Raw genomic sequence first — 24,730 nt, forward strand, 5'->3', positions numbered from 1 at the left:
CGATTCCACGATGGACATCTGCCGGCCAGCGGCCGGCACTACCGCATGCCACACCGTGCGCGAATCGCCCGGTAGGTGCCGACCTTGGTCGGCACCCACCCAATCCGGGCGGTGTCGGCGATCCCGATCCGGCGCAGGCAGACCTGACCGGCTGGTAGTGCCGGCCGCTGGCCGGCAACCTCACGATTCCACGATGGGCGTCTGCCGGCCAGCGGCCGGCACTACCGCATGGCACCCGCCCAAATCAGGTTTCCGCCCTCAGGTATTGGCCGGCGAACTCAGCGGCGGCCGCACCAGGTCGCGGTGGAAGAAATAGATTTCCTGCACCAGGAAGCGCCAGCTGGTGTGGAAGCTGCGGAAGCGCGTGCTGGGCGTGGACGAGGCCAGCGCATCGATGCCCAGCGCCTTGCTCAGGCGCAGCGCGCGCGCCATGTGCAACGGGTCGCTGACGATGATCACCCGGTGCAGGTCGCGCTGGTCCATCAGCCGCTTGGCCTCGACCAGGTTCTGCACGGTGTTGCGCGAGGCCGTCTCGATCAGGATCGCATCGTCCGGCACGCCATGCTTGAGCGCATAGCGCCGCGCCACCTGCGATTCGGAAAAGCGCGCGCCGGTGCCACCGTAGCCGCCGGTGAAGATCAGCAGTGGCGCGTACCGGGCTTCATAGAGATCCAGGCCATGACGGATGCGTTCTTCAAAGACCGGCGACGGCTTGGCGTCATAGGCCGCCGCACCGAGCACGATGATGGCGTCGGCCTTGGCTGCCTGGTCGCGCTCCCCCACCCAGACGATCCAGGCGGTCACGCCCAGCAGCCAGACCACCAGCAGCACGAACAGCCGCCACAGCCAGCCCAGCAGGCCGGTGCGGGGCCGGTGCCGGTCGCGGCTCAAGGCGCCCCCCAACGCAGCGCGGGCAGGTCGACATTGCCACCGGACAGCACCAGGCCCACCCGCAGGCCGGCGAACCGCTGCGGCTGTGCCAGCACCGCGGCCAGCACGGTGGCCGAGGACGGCTCGACCACCTGCTTGAGCACCTCCCACAGCAGGCGCATCGCGACCATGATGGCGGCGTCGTCGACCACGATCACCTCGACGCCGGCCGCGCGCAGCAGCGCGAAGTTGGGGGCGCCGATCAGGGTACGCAGGCCGTCGCAGATGGTGTCAGGGGTGAACGCGCCCTGGCGCTCGCCTGCGGCCAGCGAGCGCGCGGTGTCGTCGGCACCGGCCGGTTCGGCCAGCACCAGCCGGGTCTGCGGGCTGGCGAACTGCAGGGCCCGGGCGGTACCGCTGGCCAAGCCGCCCCCTCCGACTGGGACTACCAGCACGTCGAACGGACCGTCGCTGTGCAGCAGCTCCAGGGCCGCGGTGCCCTGCCCGGCCATCACCGCCGGGTCCGCATAGGGATGGACCAGGGTCGCGCCGGTATCAGCCTGTACTTTGGCGCAGGCGGCCTCGCGGTCGGCGATGGTCGGCGGGCAGCGCCAGAGCGTGGCACCGTGGCGGGCGATGTTGGCCAGCTTGGCCGCCACCGCACCTTCGGGCACCACCACGTGGCAGGGAATGCCACGGGTGCGCGCGGCCAGGGCCAGGGCAGCGCCGTGGTTGCCGGACGAATGGGTGACCACGCCGGCACGGGCGCGATCGGCATCCAGCGACCACACCGCGTTGCAGGCCCCGCGGAACTTGAATGCGCCGCCGCGCTGCAGGTGCTCGGCCTTGAACGCCAGCTGCGCGCCGGCCAGCGCATCAAGCGTGCGCGAGCGCAGCACCGGGGTCACGCTGGCGTGCGGCGCGATCCGCGCAGCGGCAGCCAGGACATCGTCGGCACGGGGCAACAGTGAATCGCTCATGACGCAAGATTAACGTATGGCCCCACGCTGGCGACCCCGGCACAGGTCATGCCAGCATGAGGGCCTTCACCTCCATTCATCCTGGCCAGTGAAGTTAAGGGCCGATTCAACGCCTGCGCACGAAGCTGACTGCACAACCCGTCCTCTGGGGGGACCCACCATGAAAACGCGCCTGATGCTTGCCGGTGGCCTGTTGCTGGCCCTGACCGGCTGCACCACCTACGACTATGTCGGCGGTGGCCGCAGCGGCAGCTACTACCACGGTGCGCCGTCGGTGGAGTACCGCTACCCGGCCGGCTATCCCTACAACTACGGCTACCCTTACTACGGCGGCTATGGCGGCTACTACGGCGGCTATGGCAATCCGTACTACTCGCGCCCGATCTACCGCCCGCCGCACAACCACCGTCCGCCACCGCGCCCGCCCGGCAACGGTGGCGAGAACCGTCCGCCGCCGCCGCCGCGGCCGTCGTACAACGGCGGTTCGCCGTGGCGGAACATGGACTCGATGCGTCGCCCGCCGCAGTCGAACATCCAGCCGTCGGCGCCGCCACCGCCGGCCCGTCCGACCCCGGCGCCGAGCGCGCCGAGGATGAACGGTTCCCCTTGGCGCAACATGGATCGTGGGACGCAGCGCACAGTTGAGCGCTGAACCGTCTTGCATTTCACCCGGTCCAGGTTGCACTCTACGGAACCGGTGACGGCCCGCGTCACAAAGTGACAAAAAGCGAGACGGGCCGCCGCAAAAATCTCTACGTCGATATCCGACAGGAACATCTGGATCCCCCCTGTTCCGGCCCTGTCGGATGTCGGCACCTCTGAAGACAGACGGCCCCGCACTGCGGGGCCGTCTGTTTTGCCGGGTCGCCAACCGGAGAGAGCCCCAGCGTCGGTAGATCCACGCCATGCGTGGTCGGGCCTTTCCCGGCAATCCCGAAAAAACAGGGCCGGACAGTCCCCCGACTGCCGGCCCTCTGCTCCCCCACCGTGCGCCTGTACCGGCCCCTGTTCCAATTCCGGTCACGGGCGCCTGCGGCGCCAGCCACGGTGGGTGCTATTGGGTTATCTGCAATAATCCTGCCAACTTTAGGGCTGATTTCGACGCCGGCCGGCCGGCACCGACGCCGCGGCCCCGAATGGCGCTAAAATCGCCACCCCGGCGCCGCCCCGGCCGCGCCCGCCCCCAGCTGAACAGCCCCATGAACCCGTCCTTCCATCGTTACGACGTCATCGTCATCGGCGGTGGCCACGCCGGCACCGAAGCCGCGCTGGCCGCGGCCCGTACCGGCGTGCGCACCCTGCTGCTGACCCACAACATCGAAACGGTGGGCGCGATGAGCTGCAACCCGGCCATCGGAGGCATCGGCAAGGGCCACCTGGTCAAGGAAATCGACGCCCTGGGCGGTGCGATGGCGCATGCCGCCGACCGTGCCGGCATCCAGTGGCGCACCCTCAATGCCTCCAAGGGCCCGGCCGTGCGCGCCACCCGCTGCCAGGCCGACCGCAACCTGTACCGCATGGCGATCCGCGCCATCGTTGAAGGCCAGGCCAACCTGACCGTGTTCCAGGCGGCCGTCGATGACCTGGTCATCGAAGGCGACGCCGTGCGCGGGGTCATCACCCAGACCGGCCTGCGCTTCGATGCCGAGGCCGTGGTGCTGACCGCCGGCACCTTCCTGGCCGGCAAGATCCATGTCGGCCCGACCCAGTACGCCGCCGGCCGCATGGGCGACCCGCCGGCCACCACGCTGGCGGCGCGCCTGCGCGAGCGCCCGTTCCAGGTGGACCGCCTGAAGACCGGCACGCCACCGCGCATCGACGGCCGCTCGCTGGACTACAGCGTGATGGATGAGCAGCCCGGCGACTTGCCGCGCCCGGTGATGTCCTTCCTGGGTTCGGTGGACGAGCATCCGCAGCAGGTCAGCTGCTGGATCACCCACACCACCGAACAGACCCACCAGATCATCCGCGACGCGCTGCACCGCTCGCCGCTGTACAGCGGCCAGATCGAAGGCATCGGCCCGCGCTACTGCCCGTCCATCGAGGACAAGGTGGTGCGCTTCGCCGAGAAGGCCAGCCACCAGATCTTCGTCGAACCCGAAGGCCTGGGCATCGTCGAGATCTACCCCAACGGCATCTCCACCTCGCTGCCGTTCGACGTGCAGCTGGAGATGGTGCGCAGCATCCGCGGCTTCGGCAACGCGCACATCACCCGCCCGGGCTACGCGATCGAGTACGACTTCTTCGATCCACGCGGGTTGAAGGCTTCGCTGGAAACCAAGCTGGTCAACGGCCTGTTCTTCGCCGGCCAGATCAACGGCACCACCGGCTATGAAGAAGCCGCCGCGCAGGGCCTGCTGGCCGGCCTCAACGCCGCACGCCAGGTGCGTGGGCTGGACGGCTGGTGCCCGCGTCGCGACGAGGCCTACCTGGGCGTGCTGGTGGATGACCTGATCACCCACGGTACCAACGAGCCGTACCGCATGTTCACCAGCCGCGCCGAATACCGCCTGCAGCTGCGCGAGGACAACGCCGACCAGCGCCTGACCCCGGCCGGCCGCGAGATGGGCCTGGTGGATGACCAGCGCTGGAGCGCGTTCGAGACCAAGCAGGCCGCCGTCGCCGCCGAGCGCGCGCGCCTGGGCGCGCTGTGGGCGACCCCGGCCAATGCGCTGGGCCGCGAAGTGCAGGACACGCTGGGCGTGGCGGTCAGCCGCGAAACCAACGTGCTGGACCTGATCAAGCGCCCCGAGCTGGATTACGCGCAGCTGATGCAGGTGCCGTCGCTGGGCCCGGCCGTGGCCGACGCCAAGGTGGCCGAGCAGGTGGAGATCGGCGTGAAGTACGCCGGCTACCTGGACCGCCAGCGCGAGGAGATCGAGCGCCAGCAGCGGCATGAAGCCACGCCGATCGCTGAAGCCTTCGACTACGCCACGGTGCGCGGGCTGTCGGCCGAAGCCCTGCAGAAGCTGGAACGCGTGCGTCCGCAGACCATCGGCCAGGCGCAGCGCATCCCGGGCATGACCCCCGCGGCAATCTCGCTGCTGCTGGTGCACCTGGAGCGTGCACGCCGGGGCCGCGTGGCGTAGGCAGCACCGTCCGCTTCTGGTGGGTGCCGACTTGGGTCGGCACATGAATCTGCCTTGGTGGGTGCCGACCTTGGTCGGCACGAATCATCAGATCGCGACACTCCATGCTTCCGTGCCGACCAAGGTCGGCACCTACCAGAGCAGGGCGCGTTACCGTGCGTCTGCGCCACCGCCCAGCACCTTGAACAGCGTCACCCGGTTTCCCGCTTCCTGCTGCTGCAGCGCGATCAGGTCCTGCTGCGCGGCAAACAGGCTGCGCTGCGCATCCAGCGCCTGCAGATAGCCGTCCAGCCCGGTGCGATAGCGCGCATCGGCCAGCGTGTAGCTGCGCTGGCTGGCGGCGACCAGTGCACGTTGCGCGTCCACCTGCGCGGCCAGGTGATCGCGCGTGGCCAGGGCATCGGCCACTTCACTGAAGGCCTGCTGGATCGCCTTCTCGTACTGCGCGATGCCGATGTCCTTGCCAATCTTCGAGGCATCCAGTGAGGCCTTCAACGCGCCGGCGTGGAAGATCGGCGCCGTGATGCTGGGCGCGAACGACCAGCCGCGGGTGCCGGCCGAGAACAGCGTCGACAACGCGGTGGAGCTGTGGCCGTAGTTGGCAGTCAGCGTCAGCGTCGGGAAGAACGCGGCGCGCGCGGCGCCGATATCGGCGTTGGCCGCCTGCAACGCGTGTTCGGCGGACAGCACGTCCGGACGCTGCAGCAGCACGCTCGAGGGCAGGTTGGAAGGCAACGGCGCCAGCGCCACGGTGCCGTCCAGTGCCTGTGCGCTGGGCAGCAATGCCGCGTCCAGCGGAGCACCCACCAGTAACTGCAGCGCATCACAATCCTGCGCCTGCTGGGTCTGCAGCCTGGCCAGCGCAGCGCGCGCGGCGTCCACACTGGTCTGCACCTGCGACAGGTCCAGGCCCGAGGCCAGGCCTTGTGCATGGCGGGCCTCGGTGCGCTGCAGGGTCTGCTGCTGACTGTCCAGCGTCTGCCGGGTGAACGCCAGCGACTGCTCGTCGGCCGCCAGCGCCAGCCAGGCCGTGGCCACTTCGGCGACCAGGCTGGTGCGCGCCGCACGCTGGTTCTCGGCACTGGCCAGCCAGCTCTGCAGCGCCTCGTTCTTCAGGCTGCGGATGCGCCCGAACAGGTCCAGTTCCCAGCTGCTGAAGCCCACCTGCACGGCATCGGATTCGGTCACCTGGCTGACGCCGATCTCGCTGTTGGCATCACTCACCCGCGAACGGGTCACGCTGCCGCTGGCATCCACCGACGGCAGCAGCGCCGCGCGCTGGATGCGGTACTGCGCGCGTTCCTTCTCCACCTGCAGCACCGCCACGCGCAGGTCGCGGTTGTTCTGCAGTGCCAGCGCGATGACCTGCTGCAGGCGCGGCTCCAGGAACACCTCGCGCCAGGCCGGCATCGCCAGTGCTGGCCCGGTCTCGCCGGTGGCGGCATTGGCGAACTGTGCCGGCACCGGCGCCTCGGGGCGCTGGTAGTGCGGGGCCATGCTCACGCAGCCGCCCAGCACGGTGGTCATCGTTGCGGCCGCCAGGGCGCGCAGCAGCATCGGCTTCATGGGCGTGCCTCCGGGGCAGTGGCGTCGGCCGGCGCGCGGCCCGGGAACAGGCGGCGCACCAGCAGGTAGAACAACGGCACGAAGAACATGCCCAGCACCATCGAGGCGACCGTACCGCCGGCCACGCCGGTACCCAGCGAACGGCGCGCGGCCGAACCGGCGCCGGTGGCGAACACCAGCGGCAGCACACCCATCAGGAATGCCAGCGAGGTCATCACGATCGGGCGCAGCCGCAGGTAGACCGCCTGCAGGATCGCGTCGCGGGTGCGCCTGCCCTGCTGCTCGAGGATGCGCGCGAACTCGACGATCAGGATGCCGTTCTTCGCAGCCAGGCCAATCGTGGTCAGCAGGCCGACCTGGAAGTACACGTCGTTGTTGAGGCCACGCAGGTTCATCATCAGCACGGCGCCGAACACGCCCACCGGCACTGCCAGCATCACCGCGAACGGTACCGCCCAGCTTTCATACAGCGCGGCCAGGCACAGGAACACGAACAGCAGCGAGATGGCATACAGCATCGGCGCCTGGTTCCCCGACAGCTGTTCCTGGTAGGCCATGTCCGACCAGGCATGGCTGAAGCCTTCCGGCAGCGTGTCGGCCAGGCGTGCGATCTCGGCCATCGCCTCGCCGGAACTGACGCCCGGTGCCGGCTGGCCGGTGATCTCCATCGCCGAGACGCCGTTGTAGCGCTGCAGCGCGGCCGGCGCACTGGTCCAGTGCGCGCTGACCAGCGACGACAGCGGTACCATCTGCCCGGCCTGGTTGCGCACGCTCCAGCGCTCGATGTCCTGCGGCTGCATGCGGGCTTCGGCCGTGCCCTGGATGAACACCTTCTTGATGCGGCCCTTGTAGATGAAGTTGTTGACGAAGTCGCCACCCAGCGCGGCGTTCAAGGTGTCATTGATGTCCTGCGGATTGACGCCCATCGCCTGCGCCTTGGCGTCGTCCACCTTCACCGCGTACACCGGCGCGTCTTCCAGGCTGGCGTAGCGCACGTTGACCAGCTTCGGATCCTTGGCAGCGTCCTTCAGCAGCGTGTTGCGCGCGGCCACGGCGGCGGCATGGCCGGCACCGCCTTCGTCCTGCAGTTCCAGGGTGAAGCCACCGGCATCGCCGAGGCCGAGGATGGCCGGTGGCGAGGTGATGAACACCTGCGCATCGGGCACGCTGGCCATGGCCGCGGTCAAGCGCGCGGCGATGGTATCGGCATCGTCCTTGCGGTCGTCCCAATCCTTGAGCCGGATGAAGGCCTGGCCGACGTTCTGGCCACTGCCGCTGACACTGAAACCGGCGGTGGCCTGGATTGACAGTACGCTGTCGTCCTTCACCGCGGCGGCGCTCAGGCGATCCATCACGGCACGGGTCTGCTCCAGGGTGGACCCGGCGGGCAGCTTCACCAGCGCGTTGAGCATGCCCTGGTCTTCATCGGGCAGGAACGCGCCCGGCAGGTGCCACAACAACAGGCCGGTGGCCACGCTCAGCACCAGGTAGAACAGTACGCCCAGCGTGCGCCGGCCGAGGAAGCGGTCGACGCGATGGCGCAGTCGGTTGGAGGTGCGCTCGAAGCGATGGTTGAACCAGATGAAGAACTTGCCCAGCAGGCCCGGCTCGCCAGCGTGGTCGCCATGCGGATGGCCGCCCTTGGGAATCTGGTGCAGGATGCTGCCGCACAGCGCCGGGGTGATGGTCATCGCCACCAGCACCGACAGGATCATCGCAGCGGCGATCGTCACCGAGAACTGGCGATAGATCACGCCGGTGACACCGCTGAAGAACGCCATCGGCAGGAACACCGCGGTCAGCACCAGCACGATGCCGACCAGCGCGCCGGTGATCTGGCCCATCGCCTTCAACGTGGCTGGCTTCGGTGCCAGCCCTTCGAAGGTCATCACCCGCTCCACGTTCTCCACCACCACGATGGCGTCGTCCACCAGCAGGCCGATGGCCAGCACCAGCGCGAACATGGTCAGCGTATTGATCGAATAGCCGAAGGCGGCCAGCACGCCGAAGGTGCCCAGCAGCACCACCGGCACCGCGATGGTCGGGACCAGCGTGGCCCGCCAGTTCTGCAGGAACAGGTACATCACCAGCACGACCAGCGCGATCGCCTCGATCAGGGTGATCACCACTTCCTTCAGCGAGATGGTCACGAACGGCGTGGTGGTGAACGCCACGTGGTAGGTGTAGCCATGCGGCCAGTACTTCTGCAGCTGCTGCAGCCGTGCCTCGACGGCCTTGGAGACGGCGATGGCGTTGGCACCGGCGTTGAGCTCGATGCCCAGCGAGGCCGACGGCTTGCCGTTGAACGTGCTGATGCTGTCATAGCTTTCCGGGCCCAGGCCGATCGTCGCCACGTCGCCCAGGTGCACCACGCTGCCATTGGCATCGGCCTTGAGCACCACCTGCGCGAACTGCTCGGGCGTGTGCAGGCGGCTGCGCGCGGTCACGGTCGCGTCCAGCTGCTGGCCCTTCAGCGCCGGCTGGCCACCGAGTTCACCGGCCGACACGTCGGTGTTCTGCGCCTGCAGTGCGGTCTCGATGTCCGACGGCATCAGCGCGTACTGGCGCATCTTTTCCGGGTCCAGCCAGATCCGCATGGCGTATTCCTGGCCGATCGGCTGGATGTTGCCGACACCGCTGACGCGGCTGATCTGGTCGTCGATGCGCGCTTCCATGAAGTTGGCGACATCGAAGTTGTCCATGCTGCCGTCTTCGCTGGTGAACGACAGCACCTCGAAGATCGAACCGCTGGACTTGGTGATGGTCAGGCCGTTCTGCTGCACCGCCTGCGGCAGCGTCGCCATCGCGGCCTGCAGCTGGTTCTGCACCTGCACCTGCGCGGTGTCCGGGTTGGTGCCGGTGGCGAACACCAGGTTGACCTGCGCCGAGCCATCGGAAGCACTGGTCGAGGTCATGTACATCAGGTGGTCCAGGCTCTGCTGGGACTGCTCGATGACCTGGGTGACCGCGTTTTCCACGGTCTGCGACGAGGCGCCGGTGTAGGTGGCGCGGATGGTGATGGTGGGCGGGGCGATCTGCGGGTAGCGGTCCACCGGCAGGATCAGGATCGCGAGCAGGCCGAGCAGGCTGACCGCGATGGCGATCACCCAGGCAAAGATCGGCCGGTCGATGAAGAAACGAACCATGCGCGGCAGGCCTCAGTGCGACTTTTCGTCGGTGTTGCCGTTCGGGTCGACCGCCGGCATCGCCGCCAGCTGCGCCGTGGTGGCCGCCACCGCCTTCACCTGCTGGCCCAGCGCTACCGCACTGCCGTTGCTGACGATCACCCGCTCGCCAGCCTTCAGGCCCTGCGTGATCTGCCACTGGTTGCCCACCACCTGGCCGGTACTGACCCGCCGCTCAACCACGCGATCCTCTGCGTCGAGCAGGCGCAGCAGCGGCTCGCCACGTTCATTGCGCAGCACCGCCTTCTGCGGCACCAGCAGGGCACGCGCATCGGTGGCCATCGGCAACACCGCCTTCAGGTACATGCCCGGCAGAAGCAGGCCCTCCGGGTTCGGAATGACCGCGCGCAGCACCACGTTGCCGGTGCCTGGATCGACTGCGCTGCCGACGAACTCCAGCGTGCCCTCATGGGCATAGGTGCTGCCGTCCTCCAGCAGCACCTTCACCTGGGCCTTGCCATCGATGGCCTTCACCAGGCCGGCGTCGAGCTGCTTGCGCAGCGCCAGCATCTGCGTGCTGGACTGGGTCACATCCAGATAGACCGGGTCCAGCCGTTGAATGGTCGCCAGCGCCGCGTCCTGGCCGGCGGCGACCAGCGCGCCGGCGGTGACGCTGGAGGTACCGATGCGGCCGTCGATCGGTGCGGTCACCCGGGTGTGGTCGAGGTTGATGCGGGCGGCCTGCAATGCCGCGCGCGCGGCAATCACGTTGGCCTGGGCCTGCTTCAGTGCCGAGGTGGCATCGTCGGCGTCCTGCTTGCTGGCCGCGTCCATGCCCAGCAGCGTGCGGGTGCGCTCGGCCTTCGGCTGCGCCGACAGCACAGCGGCCTCGGCCTGCGCCAGCTGGCCACGCGCGGTATCGAAGGCGGCCTGGTACGGCGCCGGATCGACCTGGTACAGCAGCTGCCCGGCCTTGACCTGCTGGCCTTCGGTGAACAACCGCTGGCGGATCAGCCCACCGATCTGCGGCCGCACCTCGGACACCTCGAACGGCACCGCCCGGCCGGGCAGGGTCTGCTGCAGCGCCAGCGGTTGCGCGCGGGCGGTGACGACGCCGACTTCGGGGGTGGCCGGGGCCTCGGTCCTGCCCGCCGAGCAGGCCGCCAGGGCCAGCAGCAGGGGCAACAACAACGCACGGGGGGAGCGGAACAGCGGACGCAGGAGTGACATGGGGGGCGTGGGGGCCTTTCGTTGACCCGTGCACGCTGCCGTGAAAGTGTGCAGAGAATATGGAGATTGTGCGACCGGCTCAGCGGGCGCTTGCTTTCGGCGCCGCATGCGCCGCTAATGGCCCGGCGATGGCGAAGATTCGATTCAAATTCGGCCTGACCGCGAAGACCTTCCTCGCGATCTTCACCGCCTGCCTGCTGGTGCTGGCAGTGAACGGCATTGCCAGCCGCGTGGCGTTCCAGACCGGCTTCCTGGACTACCTCAACGACCAGGGCGACCTGCGCATGCAGCGCGTGATGCCACACCTGCAGCGCGAGTACCGCACGCAAGGCGGCTGGGAGCATCTGCGCGGTGACAGTGACCGCTGGGCGCGGCTGCTGCGCCCGGACCTGGGCCATGGGCACGAGGGGCCCGTGCCGCCGCTGTCCGACCAGACCGGCGTTCCCTCGCGGCTGGGCCTGTTCGATGCACAGCATCGGTTCGTGGCCGGCAACCCGGACGCGATCAGCGACGACGAGCCGCACAGTGTGCAGGTGGACGGACACACCGTCGGCTGGCTGGGCATGGTGCCGTTCCAGACCGTCATCGCTACCAACGACCTGAATTTCTACAACACCCAGATGCGCGCATGGTGGGTGATCGGCATCTCGTTGCTGCTGGTGACCGTAGTGCTGGCCTGGCTGGTGTCGCGCGCGCTGCGCCAGCGCCTGGCCAAGCTGGCCGCCGCCACCCACCGGCTCGCCGCCGGCGACTACGCCACCCGCATCGAGCGCACCAGCGATGACGAGCTGGATGCACTGGTCAACGACTTCAACCGGATGGCGCAGGCGCTGGACGACACCGAGCGCAACCGCCGCGCCTTCATTGCCGACATCTCGCACGAACTGCGCACGCCGCTGGCGGTGGTGCGCGCCGAACTGGAGGCCATCGAGGATGGTATCCGCCCGCTGGACCGCGCCAACCTGGGTGCCCTGCAGGGCGAGATCCGCCAGCTGGGCAAGCTGATCGACGACCTGCACGACCTGTCGATGACCCAGTCCGGCGGCCTGGCCTACCGCTTCGCCCCGCTGGACCTGGTGGCGCTGGTGCGTAGCGAGCTCAATGGCATGCGCGTGCGCTTCTCCACGGCGGGGCTGGCACTGGAAGAAGCGCTGTCCGCCACACCGCTGCAGGTGTCCGGTGACGAGCGCCGCCTGCAGCAGGTGCTGGCCAACCTGCTGGAAAATGCGCTGCGCTATACCCATGGCGGCGGCCGCGTGCGCGTGCAGGCTACGCGCGTGCCTGCCGGCGTGCAGCTGATCGTGGAAGACACCGCGCCGGGCGTACCGGCCGACAAGTGTGCGCTGCTGTTCGAGCGCTTCTACCGGGTGGAGAGTTCGCGCAACCGCGCCAGCGGCGGCAGCGGGCTGGGCCTGGCCATCAGCCACAACATCATCCTCGCCCACCACGGCCATATCCACGCCGAGCCCTCGCCGCTGGGCGGGCTGCGCGTGGTCGTCACCCTGCCGGAGTCCGCATGAGCCTGTCCCCCGCCGCGTCCGCGAAGATCCTGATCGTCGAGGATGAGCCACGCCTGGCCTCGGTGCTGCGTGACTACCTGGCCGCCGCCGGCATGACCAGCGAATGGGTGGACGATGGCGGCCAGGTGATCGACGCGTTCGCCCGCTACCAGCCCGACCTGGTGCTGCTGGACCTGATGCTGCCGCAACGCGATGGCGTGGACCTGTGCCGCGAACTGCGCGCCGGCAGCGACGTACCGGTGATCATGGTCACTGCGCGGGTGGAAGAGATCGACCGCCTGCTGGGCCTGGACATCGGTGCCGACGACTACATCTGCAAGCCGTTCAGTCCGCGCGAGGTGGTGGCGCGGGTGGTGGCGGTGCTGCGCCGTTACCGCCCGGACCCCGCTGCACGCGCCAACAGCGGGCTGCATATCGACGAACCGGCGGCACGCGCCACCTGGAACGGCAAGGGCCTGGACCTGACGCCGGTGGAATACCGCCTGCTGCGCACCCTGCTGGCCACGCCCGGCCGGATCTGGGCGCGCGATGAGCTGCTCGACCGCCTCTACCTGGACCACCGCGTGGTGGTCGACCGCACCGTCGACAGCCATGTGCGCAACCTGCGCCGCAAGCTGGCCGACGCCGGCATGGAAGGCGAACCGATCCGTTCGGTGTACGGCATGGGCTACAGCTACGAACCCTAGCCGGTAGTGCCGGCCGCTGGCCGGCAACCGCAGAATTCCAGGTGCGCCCATTGAGGTTGCCGGCCAGCGGCCGGCACTACCCGTGCGCAACTGCGCTACAGTCGGGCACGCTCGACATCAACGGATCACGACTGCATGGACGACATCCACCCGATCGCGCCGGACAAGCGCGCCGCCATTCTTTCCAGCCTCGCCGACATCGAACAGCGACACGACGTGCGCGTTCTGCTGGCGTGCGAGTCCGGCAGCCGTGGCTGGGGCTTCTCTTCGCCGGACAGCGATTACGATGCACGCTTCATCTACGTGCATCGCCAGCCGTGGTATCTCACCGTCAACGAGAGCACCGGCCCCGGCGATGCGCAGCGGGACGTGATCGAGCTGCCGATCGACGATGAGCTCGATGTCAGCGGCTGGGACCTGCGCAAGGCATTGCGCCTGGTTTCAAAATCCAATCCGACACTGATTGAATGGCTGCGCTCGCCGATCATCTACCAGCAGGATCACACCGCAGTGCCGCAGCTTTGGAAGGCAGCTGAGTCGTTCTATTCACCACTGGGCACGTGGTGGCACTACTTCAACATGGCGCGCTCGAACCATCGCGGTTACCTGCGTGGCGAAACGGTACGCACGAAGAAGTACCTGTACGTGCTGCGCCCACTGCTGGCCTGCCAGTGGATCGAGCACGAACAGACCCCCCCGCCGATGGCCTTCGAGGACATGCTGGACCGGCTGCTGACGCACGGCCCGGTGCGTGAAGCCATCGATGCCCTGCTGGCAGTTAAACGCGCCAGTGCCGAGGTCAGTGCCGGACCACGCATCGCGGCGATCAGCGATTTCATCGATCGTGAACTGGCCATCCGGACTGCGCAGGCGCCGCAGCTGCCCGCTGGACACGGTGATGCGGCGTGGCTGGATGAGCTGTTCCGGCAGATGCTGGCCGAGCACGCGCCGATCTGAGCGGCTGCACCTGACTCGGGTAGTGCCGGCCGCTGGCCGGCAACCGCAGAATTCCAGGTACGCCCATGACGTTGCCGGCCAGCGGCCGGCACTACCACGCAGGTATCATCGCGGTGAACGCCCTGATTTCCGGAGACACCGATGAACCCGCTGCGCCCCTTCCGCGACAAGATGCCCGTCCTCGGCGAGCGCGTGTACATCGATCCGGCCTGCACCCTCATCGGTGACGTGGAACTGGCCGAGGACGTATCAGTGTGGCCGGGTACGATCATCCGCGGCGACGTCAATTACGTCCGCATCGGTGCGCGCACCAATGTGCAGGACGGCACCATCATCCACGTCAGCCACCACAGCCCGTACAACAAGGCCGGCTACCCGACCCTGATCGGCGAAGGCGTGACCGTCGGCCATGGCTGCATCATCCACGCCTGCACCATCGGTGATTACAGCCTGATCGGCATGGGCGCGTGCATCCTCGATGGCGCCCGTGTGGAACGCCATGGCTTCGTCGGTGCCGGAGCGGTGGTCGGCCCGGGCAAGGTGGTCGGTGAAGGTGAGCTCTGGGTGGGCAACCCGGCCCGCCCGGCGCGCACGCTGAGCGACAAGGAGATCGAGTCGCTGCACTATTCGGCCGACCACTACGTGCGGCTGAAGGACGAATACCTGGGCTGAACGGCCAACGCCGCCATGCGGCTCTGCTAAAGTCTGGGCCCGACCAGGACCTGTCGAGACCCCCATGCCTGTGGCTGCCTGCCGGAGAGGACTCCGCCGCCCACAACGAAGGCCATCGCACTGATGGCCGCACCGATGCTCGATACCTACCGCGAGGTGGTGACGCCGGAGGGTGTGCCGCTGCAGTTGCCGGCGGCCGGCCCGGTGCCCCGGGCGATGGCCTGGCTGATCGATCTGGGCGTGCGCATCGCGGTGCTGGTGCTGATGTCGATTCCGCTGGCACTGCTGGATTCGTTCGGCTCCGGGCTCGGCCTGGTGCTGATGTTCCTGGTCTACTGGGCCTACCCGATCGTCTGCGAAGCGCGGTGGGGCCGCACCCTGGGCAAGCGCGCACTGGGCCTGCACGTGCTCGCGCGCGATGGCGCGCCGGTGGGCTGGATGGCCGCCATCACCCGCAACCTGCTGCGCACCGTGGACATGCTGCCGTTCGGCTATGCACTGGGCCTGATCAGCAGCCTGTTCGATTCCCACGGCCGCCGCCTCGGCGACCTGGTGGCCGGTACCGTGGTGGTGCATGCACCGGTGCTGTACCTGCCGCCTCCGCCCACCATCGACAGCGTGCTGGCCCCGCCGCAGCCGCTGCGACCGGAAGAACAGGCGGCGCTGATGGCCTTCGCCGAGCGCGCGCCGCGGCTGTCGGCGGCACGCCAGCAGGAACTGGCCGGCATTGCCGAGCCACTGACCGGCACCCACGGCCAGGTCGGCGTGCTGCGCCTGTATGCCATGGCCAACTGGCTGCTGGGGCGGCGATGAAGCAGGAACAGTTCGTCGCCCGCTACCAGCAGGAATGGCAGGACCTGGAACACTGGCTGCTGCTGCGCGCCGGTGCTTCGCGCCGCACGCGGCGCAAGGCCAGCGCGCTCGCGCTGGACGATACCGCCTTCCCGCAGCGCTACCGGCGCCTGTGCCAGCAGCTGGCGCTGGCCCGCGAGCGCGGCTACAGCCCGCAGCTGGTGCAGCGCCTGCAGCAGTTGATGCAGCAGGGCCACAGCGTGCTGTACCGCACGCCGCCGACGCGCTGGCGCGGTGCGCTGGAATTCCTGGTGGCCGACTTCCCGTTGCTGGTGCGCAGCCAGGCGCGCAGCATGTGGGTGGCGCTGGCGATGTTCGCGCTGCCGGCGCTGGCCTGCTTCGTGCTGGTGCAGGTCTATCCGGACCTGATCCACATGGTGATGGACAACCGCCAGATCGCCGAGATGGAGCGCATGTACGATCCGGCCGCCGAGCGCCTGGGACGCGACAGCGGCACCGACTGGATGATGTTCGGCCACTACATCCTCAACAACATCAGCATCGCCCTGCGTACCTTCGCCAGCGGCCTGCTGGCCGGCCTGGGCACGCTGCTGGTGCTGCTGTTCAACGGCGTGATCATCGGTTCGGTGGCGGGCCACCTGCAGCACATCGGCCATGGTGATCCGTTCTGGCGCTTCGTCGCAGGCCATGGTGCCTTCGAGCTGACCGCGATCGTGATCGCCGGCGGTGCCGGTCTGCAGCTGGGCATGAAACTGCTGGCACCCGGCCGGCGCAGCCGCCTGGATGCACTGGTCGAGGGCGGCCGCATCGGTGCGCGCCTGTGCCTGGGCGTGGCGTTCATGCTGCTGGTGGCCGCGTTCATCGAAGCCTTCTGGTCGTCGATTGCCGACGTGCCGGCGTGGGGCAAGTTCAGCGTGGCCGGCATGCTGTGGGCCGGCGTGCTGCTGTGGCTGTGGCGCGGCGGACGCGGAGGCGGCCATGCGCATTGACCACCTGGACGTGGTGCTGCGCGCGCGCAGCGGCTGGGAAGCAATGGAGCTGGGCAGTGCCCTGTCGCGCCGCCACGCACGCGCGGTATGGGGCAGCTGGCTGCTGGCCAGTGCGCCGCTGTTCGTGGTCTTCAACGCGCTGGGCTGGTGGCTGGATGCATTCGGCTGGGCGTGGCTGGCGATGTGGTGGTGCAAGCCGCTGTTCGAACGGGCGCCGCTGTACGTGCTGTCGCGTGGCATCTTCGGCGAGCCGGTCGGTACGCTGGCGGCCCTGCGCGCGCAACGCAGCTGGGGCAATGCAGGTTTCTGGGGCTACCTGGGCTGGCGCCGTTTCAGCGTGCTGCGCAGCCTGTGCCTGCCGGTGAACCTGCTGGAGGGCAATGCGCCGGCCCAGCGCGGTGCACGCCGCCGCGCTGTGGCCGCTGGTGCGGCGGGTGCCGCCGCCGTGCTGACCGTGGCCTGCATGGCGTTTGAAGCGGTGCTGGTGTCCGGTGCGATCGGCGCGGTGTTCATGTTCATGCCGCTGGAGCTGATGTCCGAATCATGGCGTGCCGCGTGGGACATGATCGGCCAGGACACACCCGCCTGGGCGCGGGCCGGCTTCAACCTGGCGTGCTGGCTGGCCTCGGTGCTGATCGGTCCGTTCTACGTCGGCGCCGGCTTCGGCCTGTACTTGAACCGGCGCACGCAGATGGAAGCGTGGGACGTGGAGATCGCCCTGCGCCGCCTGCGCGAGCGGCTGCTGCCGGCGGCATCGACGCTGGCGCTGCTGCTGTGCCTTGCCCTGCCGCTGGCCTCCGCGCCAGTGCATGCGCAGGACGCGCAGACGGCCGCAGAACAGGCGGACGATGCCGGAGAGGACGAGGACAGCGCGGAGGAACCGGCCACTGCGGCGAACGATCCGGCCAATGCACCGGCCATGATCTTCGGTGCAGCGCCAGTGGACACCGCCGGCTTCCGCCAGGCGGTTAACCGCGCCTATGAGGACCCGCTGCAGCGCCCGACCCGCGAGATCACCCGCTGGAAGCCGATCGAGCAGGCCGAGGAAAAAGAGAAGGAAGACAAGCAGCTGCAGCGTGACACCAACAGCAAGGGTGAACGCAAAGCGCGCAAGGACGGCATCGCCTGGCTGGCACGCCTGGCCGAGTGGGGCCTGTGGGGCCTGCTCGGCGTCCTGCTGCTGGTGCTGCTGCTGACCGCACGGCTGTGGCTGCCGTGGCTGCGCGGCAGTGGCCGGCGCAAGGCCGAGGCCGCACCGCAGGTAGTGGAAGAACCGGTGGAACTGCCGGTCGTGCTGCCGCCGGACGTGGCCACCCAGGCCGGCCTGCTGTGGCACCAGGGGCGGCCGCGGCAGGCGCTGGCCCTGCTGTACCGCGCCAGCGTGCGCACGGTGGGCGAGCGCAGCGGCATCGCGCTTCCGCCCGGTGCTACCGAAGCGCAATGCCTGCGCGCGTCGCGGCGCATGCCCGATGCCACCGACCGTGACCTGTTCGCGCGCATCGTGCGCATGTGGCAGTACGCCGCCTACGGTGGCCGCCTGCCCAGCCGCGCCGATTTCGATGCATTGGCCGATACCCTGCGCCGGCAGTACAGGTGGCTGGCATGAGTCCGCGCCTGTTCTGGTCGCTGCTGCTGGGCGCGCTGGTGCTGTTCGGCGTGCCGCTGACGATCCTTTACCTGCGCACGCACGAACGCGTGACCGAGACCGTGCAGCTGCCGCCGCAGGGCGAAGCTGGCTACAACCCGCTGTACGTGCTGGGCCAGGCCCTGCGTGCCGATGGCATCGAGGTGCACTCGCGGCCGCGGCTGGACCTGCAGCAGATGGCGCTGGGCCCGCACGATACGGTAGTGCTGCTGCAGGACAGCAGCGAACTGCCGGCGCCGGCGGCCAGGGCCCTGCTGGCCTGGGTTGATGGTGGTGGCCATCTGCTGGTGCGTACGCCGCCGCCCGCCGAGGACGACGCCAGCAGCACGCAGGGGCCCCTGCTGGACCAGCTGGGCGTGGACAGCCTGTATCAGCAGAGCGACTGCCAGCCATTCCACGTCATCGATGATCCCAGCCACGTCGAGTTCTGCGGCGGCCGTCGCTTCACGCTGGGCTTTGCCGCCAATGCGCGGGCCGAACGGCGCTGGGGCAACGAGCACAGCCTGGTGTTCGCACGCCTGCACCATGGCCAGGGCAAGGTGAGCGTGCTGGCCGACATGGAATTCATGCGCGGCGAGGTGGATTCGCCGGCGGCACGCCTGGCGTCGGCCGCAGGCAAGGCCAGTGATGGCCTGCACGATCTCTCGCACCGCGACCTGACCCGTTACCTGCTCGACCCGAATTACGGCAAGGGAGCGTTCTGGCTGGTCTATGCCAGCCGCCCGCCGTCACTGTGGGCGCGCCTGTTCTACCAGGGCTGGCCGCTGTGGGCGCCGCTGCTGCTGGCCCTGCTGGGCTGGTTGTGGGCCCGCTCGCAGCACTTCGGCAGCCTGCTGCCGTCGCCGGTGCTGGAACGCCGCTCGCTGCTGGAGCACGTGCGTGCCAGTGGCGAGCTGCTGCTGCGCTTCGGCCACGGCACGCGCCTGTACGACGCCGTGTTCGCCCTGTTCCTGCATCGCCTGCGCCTGCGCGCACCGGTAGCCGCTGCACTGGACGGTGCGCCGCGCGATCAGGCCATCGCCGAGCTGCTGAAATGGCCGCAAGGCCGTGTTGCCAGCGCGCTCACGCCCCCGCCACCGCACGATTCCTCCGCCCTGCGCGAGCGCATCCGCTTGCTGCTCCAGATGAGATCCCTGCTATGACCGAAGTCCCCGAGCTGCCGGCGGCCGCCAACGCCCGCCTGATCGAACGCGTCGATGCCATCCGCACCGCCGTTGGACACGCCTTCATCGGCCAGGCCGATGTACTGGACCAGATCCTGGTGGCGCTGCTGGCCGGTGGCCACGTGCTGATCGAAGGCGTGCCCGGTCTGGGCAAGACCCTGCTGGTGCGTGCACTGGCACAGGCCCTGGAGCTGGACTACGGGCGCGTGCAGTTCACCCCCGACCTGATGCCCAGCGACGTCAGTGGCCACGCGGTGTACGACCCGAAGAGCGAGAGCTTCAAGATCCGTCGCGGCCCGGTGTTCACCAACCTGCTGCTGGCCGACGAGATCAACCGTGCCCCGGCCAAGACCCAGTCGGCCCTGCTGGAAGTGATGCAGGAAGGCCAGGTGACCATCGAAGGCAAGGCCTTCACCCTGGCGCCGCCGTTCATGGCGCTGGCCACGCAGAATCCGCTGGAACAGGAAGGCACCTACCCGTTGCCGGAAGCACAGCTGGACCGCTTCCTGCTGAAGGTGCTGATCGACTACCCGCAGCTGGAGGACGAGAAGCGCATGGTGACCGCGATCACCAGTGGCCGTGCCGCCAGCGATTTCGACCTGAGCCAGGTGCCGCGTGTATTGGGGGCCGGCGAGCTGCTGGAACTTCAGCGCGCGACCGCGGCGATCACCGTCGATGACGAAGTGATCGACTACGCGGTGCGGATTGTGGCGGCCACGAGGCAGTGGCCGGGCATCGCGGTCGGCGCTGGCCCGCGCGGCAGCATCGCGCTGGTGCGTGCCTCGCGCGCTCAGGCGGTGCTGGCCGGCCGTGACTTCGTCACGCCGGACGACGTGCGCGACATTGCGCGCCCGGCGCTGCGCCACCGCATTGCACTGGCCCCGGAGCTGCAGATCGAAGGCCAGGACGCCGACGACGTGCTGGGCGCGCTGCTGGCCAAGGTGGAAGCACCGCGCCGATGAGACCGGCCCCGCTGCTGCTGGCGCTGCTGCTGGCCTGGGCTGCCCTGGGCGGCCTGGTGCTGGGCGGGTGGCTGCCGCGCTGGAGCTGGGCGCTGGCAGCCGTCGTCATCGCGCTGCCCGCCTTGTGGGATCTGTGGCGGCAGTCGCGGCGTCCGTCGCCGCAGGTACAGCGCGAGCTGCCCGAAGCGCTGGCGCTGGGCGTGCGCCGCGAGGCGGCGCTGCGCCTGCAGGCCGAGCAATCGATGACGGTGCAGGTGTTCGACCTGGTGCCCGGCGGCTGGCCGCTGGAAGCGCTGCCGCAGCGCGTGCGCCTGCAGGCCGGTACGGCGTCCACCCTGCACTACCACCTGCAGCCGCTGCAGCGTGGGCACTTCCGCTTCGAGGGGGTGCACCTGCGCATGCGTTCGCCGTGGCGCCTGTGGTGGCAGCAACGCACGCTGCCGCCGGCGCTGGAGGTGCGGGTCTATCCGAACTTCGTGCCGCTCACCCGCTTCGCATTGTTCAGTGCCGACCAGGCCTCGCGGCTGGTTGGTGCGCACGTGAAGCGCCGCCGTGGCGAAGGCACCGATTTCCACCAGATGCGCGAGTACCGCATCGGCGACAGCCTGCGCCAGCTGGACTGGAAGGCCACCGCGCGTGCGCGCAAGCTGATCTCGCGCGAATACCAGGACGAGAAGAACCAGCAGCTGCTGCTGATGCTGGACAGTGGCCGGCGCATGCTGGCCAGCGAAGGCGGGCTCTCGCACTTCGACCATGCCTTGAACGCCTCGCTGGTGGTGGCTTACCTGGCGCTGCGCCAGGGCGACGCTGCCGGCCTGTACGCTGCCGGGGGCGAACGCCGCTGGGTGGCGCCGCAGCGCGGCATGGGTACGGTCGAGCACCTGCTGCGCGCCAGCTACGACCTGCAGCCACGCGCGGTGGCCACCGATTACCTGGCCGCCGCCACCGAGGTGTCGCTGCGCCAGCGCCGGCGTGCGCTGGTGATGCTGGTCAGCAACGTGCGTGATGAGGACATCGAAGACCTGCTGGCGGCAGTGCGCCTGCTGCAGCGGCGCCACCTGGTGTGCGTGGCCAGCCTGCGCGAACGCGAGCTGGACGGCGCACTGGAGGGCGAGGTGCAGACACTGGAAGACGCCACCCAGGCCGGTGCCGCCGCGCTGTACCTGCAGCAACGCGCGAAGGCGCATGAGGCCCTTCGCAGCGAAAAGGTGATGGTGCTGGACGTGACCGCCGATGCCCTGCCCGGCGCGCTGGTGGAACGCTATCTGGCGGTGAAGCGCGAAGGGCTGCTCTGATACCCGCGATCGCTCTGGTAGGTGCCAACCTTGGTTGGCCCGAAACCCACAGCGCCGACCAAGGTCGGCATCTACCAAAACCGGTTGCCGGCCAGCGGCCGGCACTACCCCTGCGGCAACCGATGCATCGCCCTGGTAGGTGCCAACCTTGGTTGGCACGAATCCACAGCGCCGACCAAGGTCGGCATCTACCAAAACCGGTTACCGGCCAGCGGCCGGCACTACCCCCTGCAACAACCGATGCATCGCCCTGGTAGGTGCCAACCTTGGTTGGCCCGCCCCACAGCGCCGACCAAGGTCGGCATCTACCAAAACCGGTTACCGGCCAGCGGCCGGCACTACCTCTGCGGCAACCGATGCATCGCCCTGGTAGGTGCCAACCTTGGTTGGCACGAACCCACAGCGCCGACCGAGGTCGGCATCTACCAAAACCGGTTGCCGGCCAGCGGCCGGCACTACCCCTGCAACAACCGATGCATCGCCATGGTAGGTGCCAACCTTGGTTGGCACGAACCCACAGCGCCGACCGAGGTCGGCATCTACCAAAACCGGTTGCCGGCCAGCGGCCGGCACTACCCCTGCAGCAACCGACGTTGCAACCGCTCCACCGCACGCTGCAGCAGCACCCGGTTGCGGCCCAGCTTCATCCACTGCGGCAGGCGCGAGAACATCGAACCGTTGGTAACGCCCGCGCGCTCGCGCAGAGGCGCGGCAGCGTAGTCGTGCAGTGCCTGCAGATGGGCTTCGTTGTAGGCCCACAGCACTCCGGCCGCAGTCTTTTCGACCAGCCGCAGCGGCAAGCCAAAATGCGGATCGATCGCCTCATTGCCACGCCATCGCGACAACGTGACCTCCACCTCGCTGCTGCGTCCGCACTGACTGCAGTCCGCCGCCAGCGTCCGCAACGGCGACACTGCACGTGCACGGTGCAGCTCGGCGCGGACCCATTTGTGCCCGCAGTATCCGCAGGGACGATAGCCGCTGTAGCGCACGGGCCCGACCCAGTCGCCCGCGGCACAGCAACCGCAGCCGCATCCACTGTCGAGGGCTGCGCTGCAGCCCAGGCAGCGGAAACGTCGCGATTCCGGCGTCCGCACCACCCAGCCGGGCGTATCGCAGCGGTGGCAGTGCACCGCGATACGGTCCGAATAGCGCCACAGGGCGTGGCCGTCATCCAGATGCCGGCCCGGCAGCGGCGCAGGCCGCAGGTCGCGATTGCGCCGCACCGTCATCAGACGTAGATCCGCGTCGGCGCCTCGTCGACGATCGCGTGCGGCACGAAGCGCGCACTGTCGCGGGTGATCGCGCTGTCATCCTCGCGGATGCCGATGCCGCAGGCATGGTCACCGATCACCCAACTGCCGATCAGCGGATAGCCGCCTTCGAAGCGGGTGAGAGGATGCGCACGCTGGATGATCGCCGGGCCGTCGTAGGGACCGTCGCTGCGTTGGGTGCTGCCATCGGCCAGGTGCATCTCGATGTTGGCGCCTTCGCGCGAGAACAGCGGTTTGCGTACCCAGCCCGACGCCAGCGTGCTGCCGTCATCGAAATGCGCTTCCAGCAGGTTCGGATGGCCCACGTTGCGCTGCCACAGCAGCGGCAGGATGCCCTTGTTGCTCAGCACCGCCTTCCAGGCCGGTTCCAGCAGCTGCACGCCCGAACCGGGCAGCGCGCGGCCGAATTCCTCGGCCATCAGGTCTTCCAGCGGATACAGCTTGAACAGCGTGCCGATCACCGAATCGTCCAGCGCGGTGAAGCGTCCGTCCTCGGACAGGCCAATGTCCTCGATGGCGATGGCCTGGCCATGCAGGCCGGCCTGCGACGCACAGTCGCGCAGGTACTCGACCGTGCCGCGGTCTTCCTCCGAACTGCCGACCGCGCTGAAGTACAGCGGGGGCGGCAGCTGTGTGGCGAGGTCGCCGAAACGCTCGACCAGCGCCTCATGGATGGCGTTGAACTGGTCGGCATGCTGCGGCAGGCGACCGGCATTGCGCTGGTCTTCCAGCCACTGCCACTGGAAGAAGCTGGCTTCGAACAGCGAGGTCGGCGTGTCGTAGTTCAATTCGTACAGCTTGGCCGGACCGTTACCGTCGTAGGCCAGGTCCAGGCGGCCATAGAGGTGCGGCTGGCGCTGGCGCCAGCTGTCGGCGATCCAGTCGCGGTAGTGCGACGGAATCGCCAACTGGTCCATCAAGCGTTCGCTGCCGATGACATCACCGACCAGATCCAGCGCCATCTGGTGCAGCTCGGCGCTGGGGTCTTCGATGTCCTGTTCGATCTGGCGCAGGGTGAAGGCGTAATACGCGCTTTCATCCCAGTACGGCTGGCCGTCGATGGTGTGGAAGCGGAAACCCGCCTCTTCCGCGCGCGCCCGCCACTGGGCACGCTCGGCAATCCGGATGCGCTGCATGGGTCGATCAGCCGCCGTAGCTGCCGCTGGTGCTGCGGCGTGCGCTGGTATTGCCGAAGCCACCACGGCTGGCAGTGACCGCACGGTTCGGCTCGCTGGTGACCGGCGCCAGGCCGGCCTTGCCGGCACCGATGCCGCTGGCGGTGTTCAGGCCACCGGTGCCACCCGGTGCCGGGCGCGCCCAACCCGCATTCTTGTCCTGGTAGGCCGGTGCCGACGCCGGCGCCTGCGGGGCGAGGCCGCCGCGGTTGCTCAGCATCTGCGACATGAAGAAGCCCATCATCATCGGGCCGATGAACGAGGTACCGGCCGAGGTGTGCTGCTGCACGCACTGCTCCGGCTTGTAGTCCTTCTCGCAGGCTTCCTTGCTGGCGTACTTCGGCGCCGCATCGGCGGCCTGCTTCTGCGCTTCGGCGAACGCATTGCGGCACGACGACGGATCGCCGGTGGCCTCGGTGCAGGCCTCCACCGAGGTATACAGGCCTTCCTGCACCTTCACCTCCGGCTCCTTCTGGCAGGCGGTGAACAGCAGCGGCGCGGCGCTCATCAGCAGCAGCGCGGTGGTGCGGGAACGTTTCATGGCCTCATGCCCTGTCGACGGATCAATGCCCCAATGATGCCAAATCCGGGCCAGCAACCGGAATCGGCAAAGTGCGAAAGATGAACGGACTTTCATTTTCGTCGGCATTGGGGTCAGAGCCCATCGCGCCGCGATGGGATCCGACCCCAGGCGACGCACCGCTCTGGTAGGTGCCAAC

The 24,730-nt window shown here is 68.7% G+C and carries 20 protein-coding genes; 12 read left to right on the top strand and 8 right to left on the bottom strand.

Going from position 1 to position 24,730, the window contains the following annotated elements:
• Nucleotides 1-258: 258 nt before the first annotated feature.
• The gene (locus VG561_RS19225; protein WP_069117674.1) at nucleotides 259-903 is read right to left on the bottom strand and encodes a YdcF family protein; all 645 of its coding nucleotides are present in this window, start codon (nucleotides 901-903) and stop codon (nucleotides 259-261) included.
• A complete protein-coding gene (locus tag VG561_RS19230) occupies nucleotides 888-1,850 on the bottom strand; it encodes a pyridoxal-phosphate dependent enzyme (protein ID WP_142235062.1) in 963 nt (320 codons plus the stop codon). The genes VG561_RS19225 and VG561_RS19230 overlap by 16 nt, the downstream gene beginning before the upstream one ends.
• Nucleotides 1,851-2,010: 160 nt before the next feature.
• Between VG561_RS19230 and VG561_RS19235 the strand changes: the two genes are divergently transcribed.
• Both VG561_RS19235 and mnmG read left to right on the top strand, forming a co-directional pair.
• Nucleotides 2,011-2,502 (top strand): hypothetical protein, encoded by a 492-nt coding sequence (locus VG561_RS19235; RefSeq protein ID WP_032957537.1) that lies wholly within the window; start codon nucleotides 2,011-2,013, stop codon nucleotides 2,500-2,502.
• Nucleotides 2,503-3,049: 547 nt separating this feature from the next.
• The gene (gene mnmG / locus VG561_RS19240; RefSeq protein WP_111206564.1) at nucleotides 3,050-4,939 is read left to right on the top strand and encodes a tRNA uridine-5-carboxymethylaminomethyl(34) synthesis enzyme MnmG; all 1,890 of its coding nucleotides are present in this window, start codon (nucleotides 3,050-3,052) and stop codon (nucleotides 4,937-4,939) included.
• Nucleotides 4,940-5,089: 150 nt separating this feature from the next.
• On the opposite strand, the gene smeC is transcribed toward mnmG, so the two are convergent.
• Genes smeC through smeA form a run of 3 tightly spaced genes read right to left on the bottom strand, consistent with a single transcriptional unit; the run spans nucleotide 5,090 to nucleotide 10,860 of the window.
• On the bottom strand, nucleotides 5,090-6,505 hold the full coding sequence (gene smeC, locus VG561_RS19245; protein ID WP_423179896.1) for a multidrug efflux transporter outer membrane subunit SmeC: 1,416 nt from the start codon (nucleotides 6,503-6,505) through the stop codon (nucleotides 5,090-5,092).
• Entirely contained in the window at nucleotides 6,502-9,651 is a 3,150-nt protein-coding gene (gene smeB, locus VG561_RS19250; protein WP_423179897.1) for a multidrug efflux RND transporter permease subunit SmeB, read from the bottom strand. Before smeB ends, smeC begins: the two co-directional genes overlap by 4 nt.
• A gap of 12 nt (nucleotides 9,652-9,663) precedes the next feature.
• The gene (gene smeA / locus VG561_RS19255; RefSeq protein ID WP_142235058.1) at nucleotides 9,664-10,860 is read right to left on the bottom strand and encodes a multidrug efflux RND transporter periplasmic adaptor subunit SmeA; all 1,197 of its coding nucleotides are present in this window, start codon (nucleotides 10,858-10,860) and stop codon (nucleotides 9,664-9,666) included.
• Nucleotides 10,861-10,988: 128 nt separating this feature from the next.
• Between smeA and baeS the strand changes: the two genes are divergently transcribed.
• From baeS to VG561_RS19305, 10 genes are all read left to right on the top strand, one after another.
• A complete protein-coding gene (baeS, locus tag VG561_RS19260; protein WP_423179898.1) occupies nucleotides 10,989-12,380 on the top strand; it encodes a sensor histidine kinase efflux regulator BaeS in 1,392 nt (463 codons plus the stop codon).
• A complete protein-coding gene (locus VG561_RS19265; RefSeq protein ID WP_014648775.1) occupies nucleotides 12,377-13,066 on the top strand; it encodes a response regulator in 690 nt (229 codons plus the stop codon). Before baeS ends, VG561_RS19265 begins: the two co-directional genes overlap by 4 nt.
• A 135-nt stretch (nucleotides 13,067-13,201) precedes the next feature.
• Entirely contained in the window at nucleotides 13,202-14,023 is an 822-nt protein-coding gene (locus VG561_RS19270; protein WP_423179899.1) for a nucleotidyltransferase domain-containing protein, read from the top strand.
• A 141-nt stretch (nucleotides 14,024-14,164) separates the two neighbouring features.
• A complete protein-coding gene (locus VG561_RS19275; protein ID WP_014038860.1) occupies nucleotides 14,165-14,695 on the top strand; it encodes a gamma carbonic anhydrase family protein in 531 nt (176 codons plus the stop codon).
• Nucleotides 14,696-14,818: 123 nt separating this feature from the next.
• Nucleotides 14,819-15,508, top strand: a complete 690-nt coding sequence (locus VG561_RS19280) for an RDD family protein (protein WP_014648778.1) — start codon at nucleotides 14,819-14,821, stop codon at nucleotides 15,506-15,508.
• On the top strand, nucleotides 15,505-16,497 hold the full coding sequence (locus tag VG561_RS19285) for a stage II sporulation protein M (RefSeq protein ID WP_014648779.1): 993 nt from the start codon (nucleotides 15,505-15,507) through the stop codon (nucleotides 16,495-16,497). The genes VG561_RS19280 and VG561_RS19285 overlap by 4 nt, the downstream gene beginning before the upstream one ends.
• A complete protein-coding gene (locus VG561_RS19290; RefSeq protein ID WP_423179900.1) occupies nucleotides 16,487-18,103 on the top strand; it encodes a DUF4129 domain-containing protein in 1,617 nt (538 codons plus the stop codon). Before VG561_RS19285 ends, VG561_RS19290 begins: the two co-directional genes overlap by 11 nt.
• Nucleotides 18,100-19,284, top strand: coding sequence for a DUF4350 domain-containing protein (locus tag VG561_RS19295; protein WP_423179901.1), 1,185 nt, complete (start codon nucleotides 18,100-18,102; stop codon nucleotides 19,282-19,284). Before VG561_RS19290 ends, VG561_RS19295 begins: the two co-directional genes overlap by 4 nt.
• Nucleotides 19,281-20,267, top strand: a complete 987-nt coding sequence (locus VG561_RS19300; protein ID WP_014648782.1) for an AAA family ATPase — start codon at nucleotides 19,281-19,283, stop codon at nucleotides 20,265-20,267. The genes VG561_RS19295 and VG561_RS19300 overlap by 4 nt, the downstream gene beginning before the upstream one ends.
• Nucleotides 20,264-21,562 carry a DUF58 domain-containing protein gene (locus VG561_RS19305; RefSeq protein WP_014648783.1) on the top strand — a complete coding sequence of 433 codons (1,299 nt, stop codon included), beginning with the start codon at nucleotides 20,264-20,266 and terminating at the stop codon, nucleotides 21,560-21,562. Before VG561_RS19300 ends, VG561_RS19305 begins: the two co-directional genes overlap by 4 nt.
• A 572-nt stretch (nucleotides 21,563-22,134) precedes the next feature.
• Here the strand turns inward: VG561_RS19305 and VG561_RS19310 are convergent.
• The 3 genes from VG561_RS19310 to VG561_RS19320 are packed head-to-tail and all read right to left on the bottom strand — an operon-like array spanning nucleotide 22,135 to nucleotide 24,552.
• Nucleotides 22,135-22,794, bottom strand: coding sequence for a hypothetical protein (locus VG561_RS19310; RefSeq protein ID WP_180835841.1), 660 nt, complete (start codon nucleotides 22,792-22,794; stop codon nucleotides 22,135-22,137).
• Nucleotides 22,794-23,972, bottom strand: a complete 1,179-nt coding sequence (locus VG561_RS19315) for a glutathionylspermidine synthase family protein (protein ID WP_142235052.1) — start codon at nucleotides 23,970-23,972, stop codon at nucleotides 22,794-22,796. Before VG561_RS19315 ends, VG561_RS19310 begins: the two co-directional genes overlap by 1 nt.
• Before the next feature lie 7 nt (nucleotides 23,973-23,979).
• Complete coding sequence (locus tag VG561_RS19320; protein ID WP_005420172.1) at nucleotides 23,980-24,552, bottom strand: DUF1190 domain-containing protein; 573 nt, start codon at nucleotides 24,550-24,552, stop codon at nucleotides 23,980-23,982.
• Nucleotides 24,553-24,730: the final 178 nt, after the last annotated feature.

It is taken from the genome of Stenotrophomonas sp. CASM110, assembly GCF_049384345.1.
Taxonomy (GTDB): domain Bacteria; phylum Pseudomonadota; class Gammaproteobacteria; order Xanthomonadales; family Xanthomonadaceae; genus Stenotrophomonas; species Stenotrophomonas muris.

Bases quoted from the DNA above. Each gene is read 5' to 3' on its own strand.
- VG561_RS19315 (WP_142235052.1), bottom strand. From the start codon at position 23,972: ATGCAGCGCATCCGGATTGCCGAGCGTGCCCAGTGGCGGGCGCGCGCG.
- VG561_RS19235 (WP_032957537.1), top strand. From the start codon at position 2,011: ATGAAAACGCGCCTGATGCTTGCCGGTGGCCTGTTGCTGGCCCTGACC.
- VG561_RS19305 (WP_014648783.1), top strand. From the start codon at position 20,264: ATGAGACCGGCCCCGCTGCTGCTGGCGCTGCTGCTGGCCTGGGCTGCC.
- VG561_RS19295 (WP_423179901.1), top strand. From the start codon at position 18,100: ATGAGTCCGCGCCTGTTCTGGTCGCTGCTGCTGGGCGCGCTGGTGCTG.
- VG561_RS19320 (WP_005420172.1), bottom strand. From the start codon at position 24,552: ATGAAACGTTCCCGCACCACCGCGCTGCTGCTGATGAGCGCCGCGCCG.
- smeB (WP_423179897.1), bottom strand. From the start codon at position 9,651: ATGGTTCGTTTCTTCATCGACCGGCCGATCTTTGCCTGGGTGATCGCC.
- VG561_RS19300 (WP_014648782.1), top strand. From the start codon at position 19,281: ATGACCGAAGTCCCCGAGCTGCCGGCGGCCGCCAACGCCCGCCTGATC.
- VG561_RS19310 (WP_180835841.1), bottom strand. From the start codon at position 22,794: ATGACGGTGCGGCGCAATCGCGACCTGCGGCCTGCGCCGCTGCCGGGC.
- VG561_RS19265 (WP_014648775.1), top strand. From the start codon at position 12,377: ATGAGCCTGTCCCCCGCCGCGTCCGCGAAGATCCTGATCGTCGAGGAT.
- smeC (WP_423179896.1), bottom strand. From the start codon at position 6,505: ATGAAGCCGATGCTGCTGCGCGCCCTGGCGGCCGCAACGATGACCACC.
- VG561_RS19270 (WP_423179899.1), top strand. From the start codon at position 13,202: ATGGACGACATCCACCCGATCGCGCCGGACAAGCGCGCCGCCATTCTT.
- VG561_RS19285 (WP_014648779.1), top strand. From the start codon at position 15,505: ATGAAGCAGGAACAGTTCGTCGCCCGCTACCAGCAGGAATGGCAGGAC.
- VG561_RS19230 (WP_142235062.1), bottom strand. From the start codon at position 1,850: ATGAGCGATTCACTGTTGCCCCGTGCCGACGATGTCCTGGCTGCCGCT.
- baeS (WP_423179898.1), top strand. From the start codon at position 10,989: ATGGCGAAGATTCGATTCAAATTCGGCCTGACCGCGAAGACCTTCCTC.
- smeA (WP_142235058.1), bottom strand. From the start codon at position 10,860: ATGTCACTCCTGCGTCCGCTGTTCCGCTCCCCCCGTGCGTTGTTGTTG.
- VG561_RS19290 (WP_423179900.1), top strand. From the start codon at position 16,487: ATGCGCATTGACCACCTGGACGTGGTGCTGCGCGCGCGCAGCGGCTGG.
- VG561_RS19275 (WP_014038860.1), top strand. From the start codon at position 14,165: ATGAACCCGCTGCGCCCCTTCCGCGACAAGATGCCCGTCCTCGGCGAG.
- VG561_RS19280 (WP_014648778.1), top strand. From the start codon at position 14,819: ATGGCCGCACCGATGCTCGATACCTACCGCGAGGTGGTGACGCCGGAG.
- mnmG (WP_111206564.1), top strand. From the start codon at position 3,050: ATGAACCCGTCCTTCCATCGTTACGACGTCATCGTCATCGGCGGTGGC.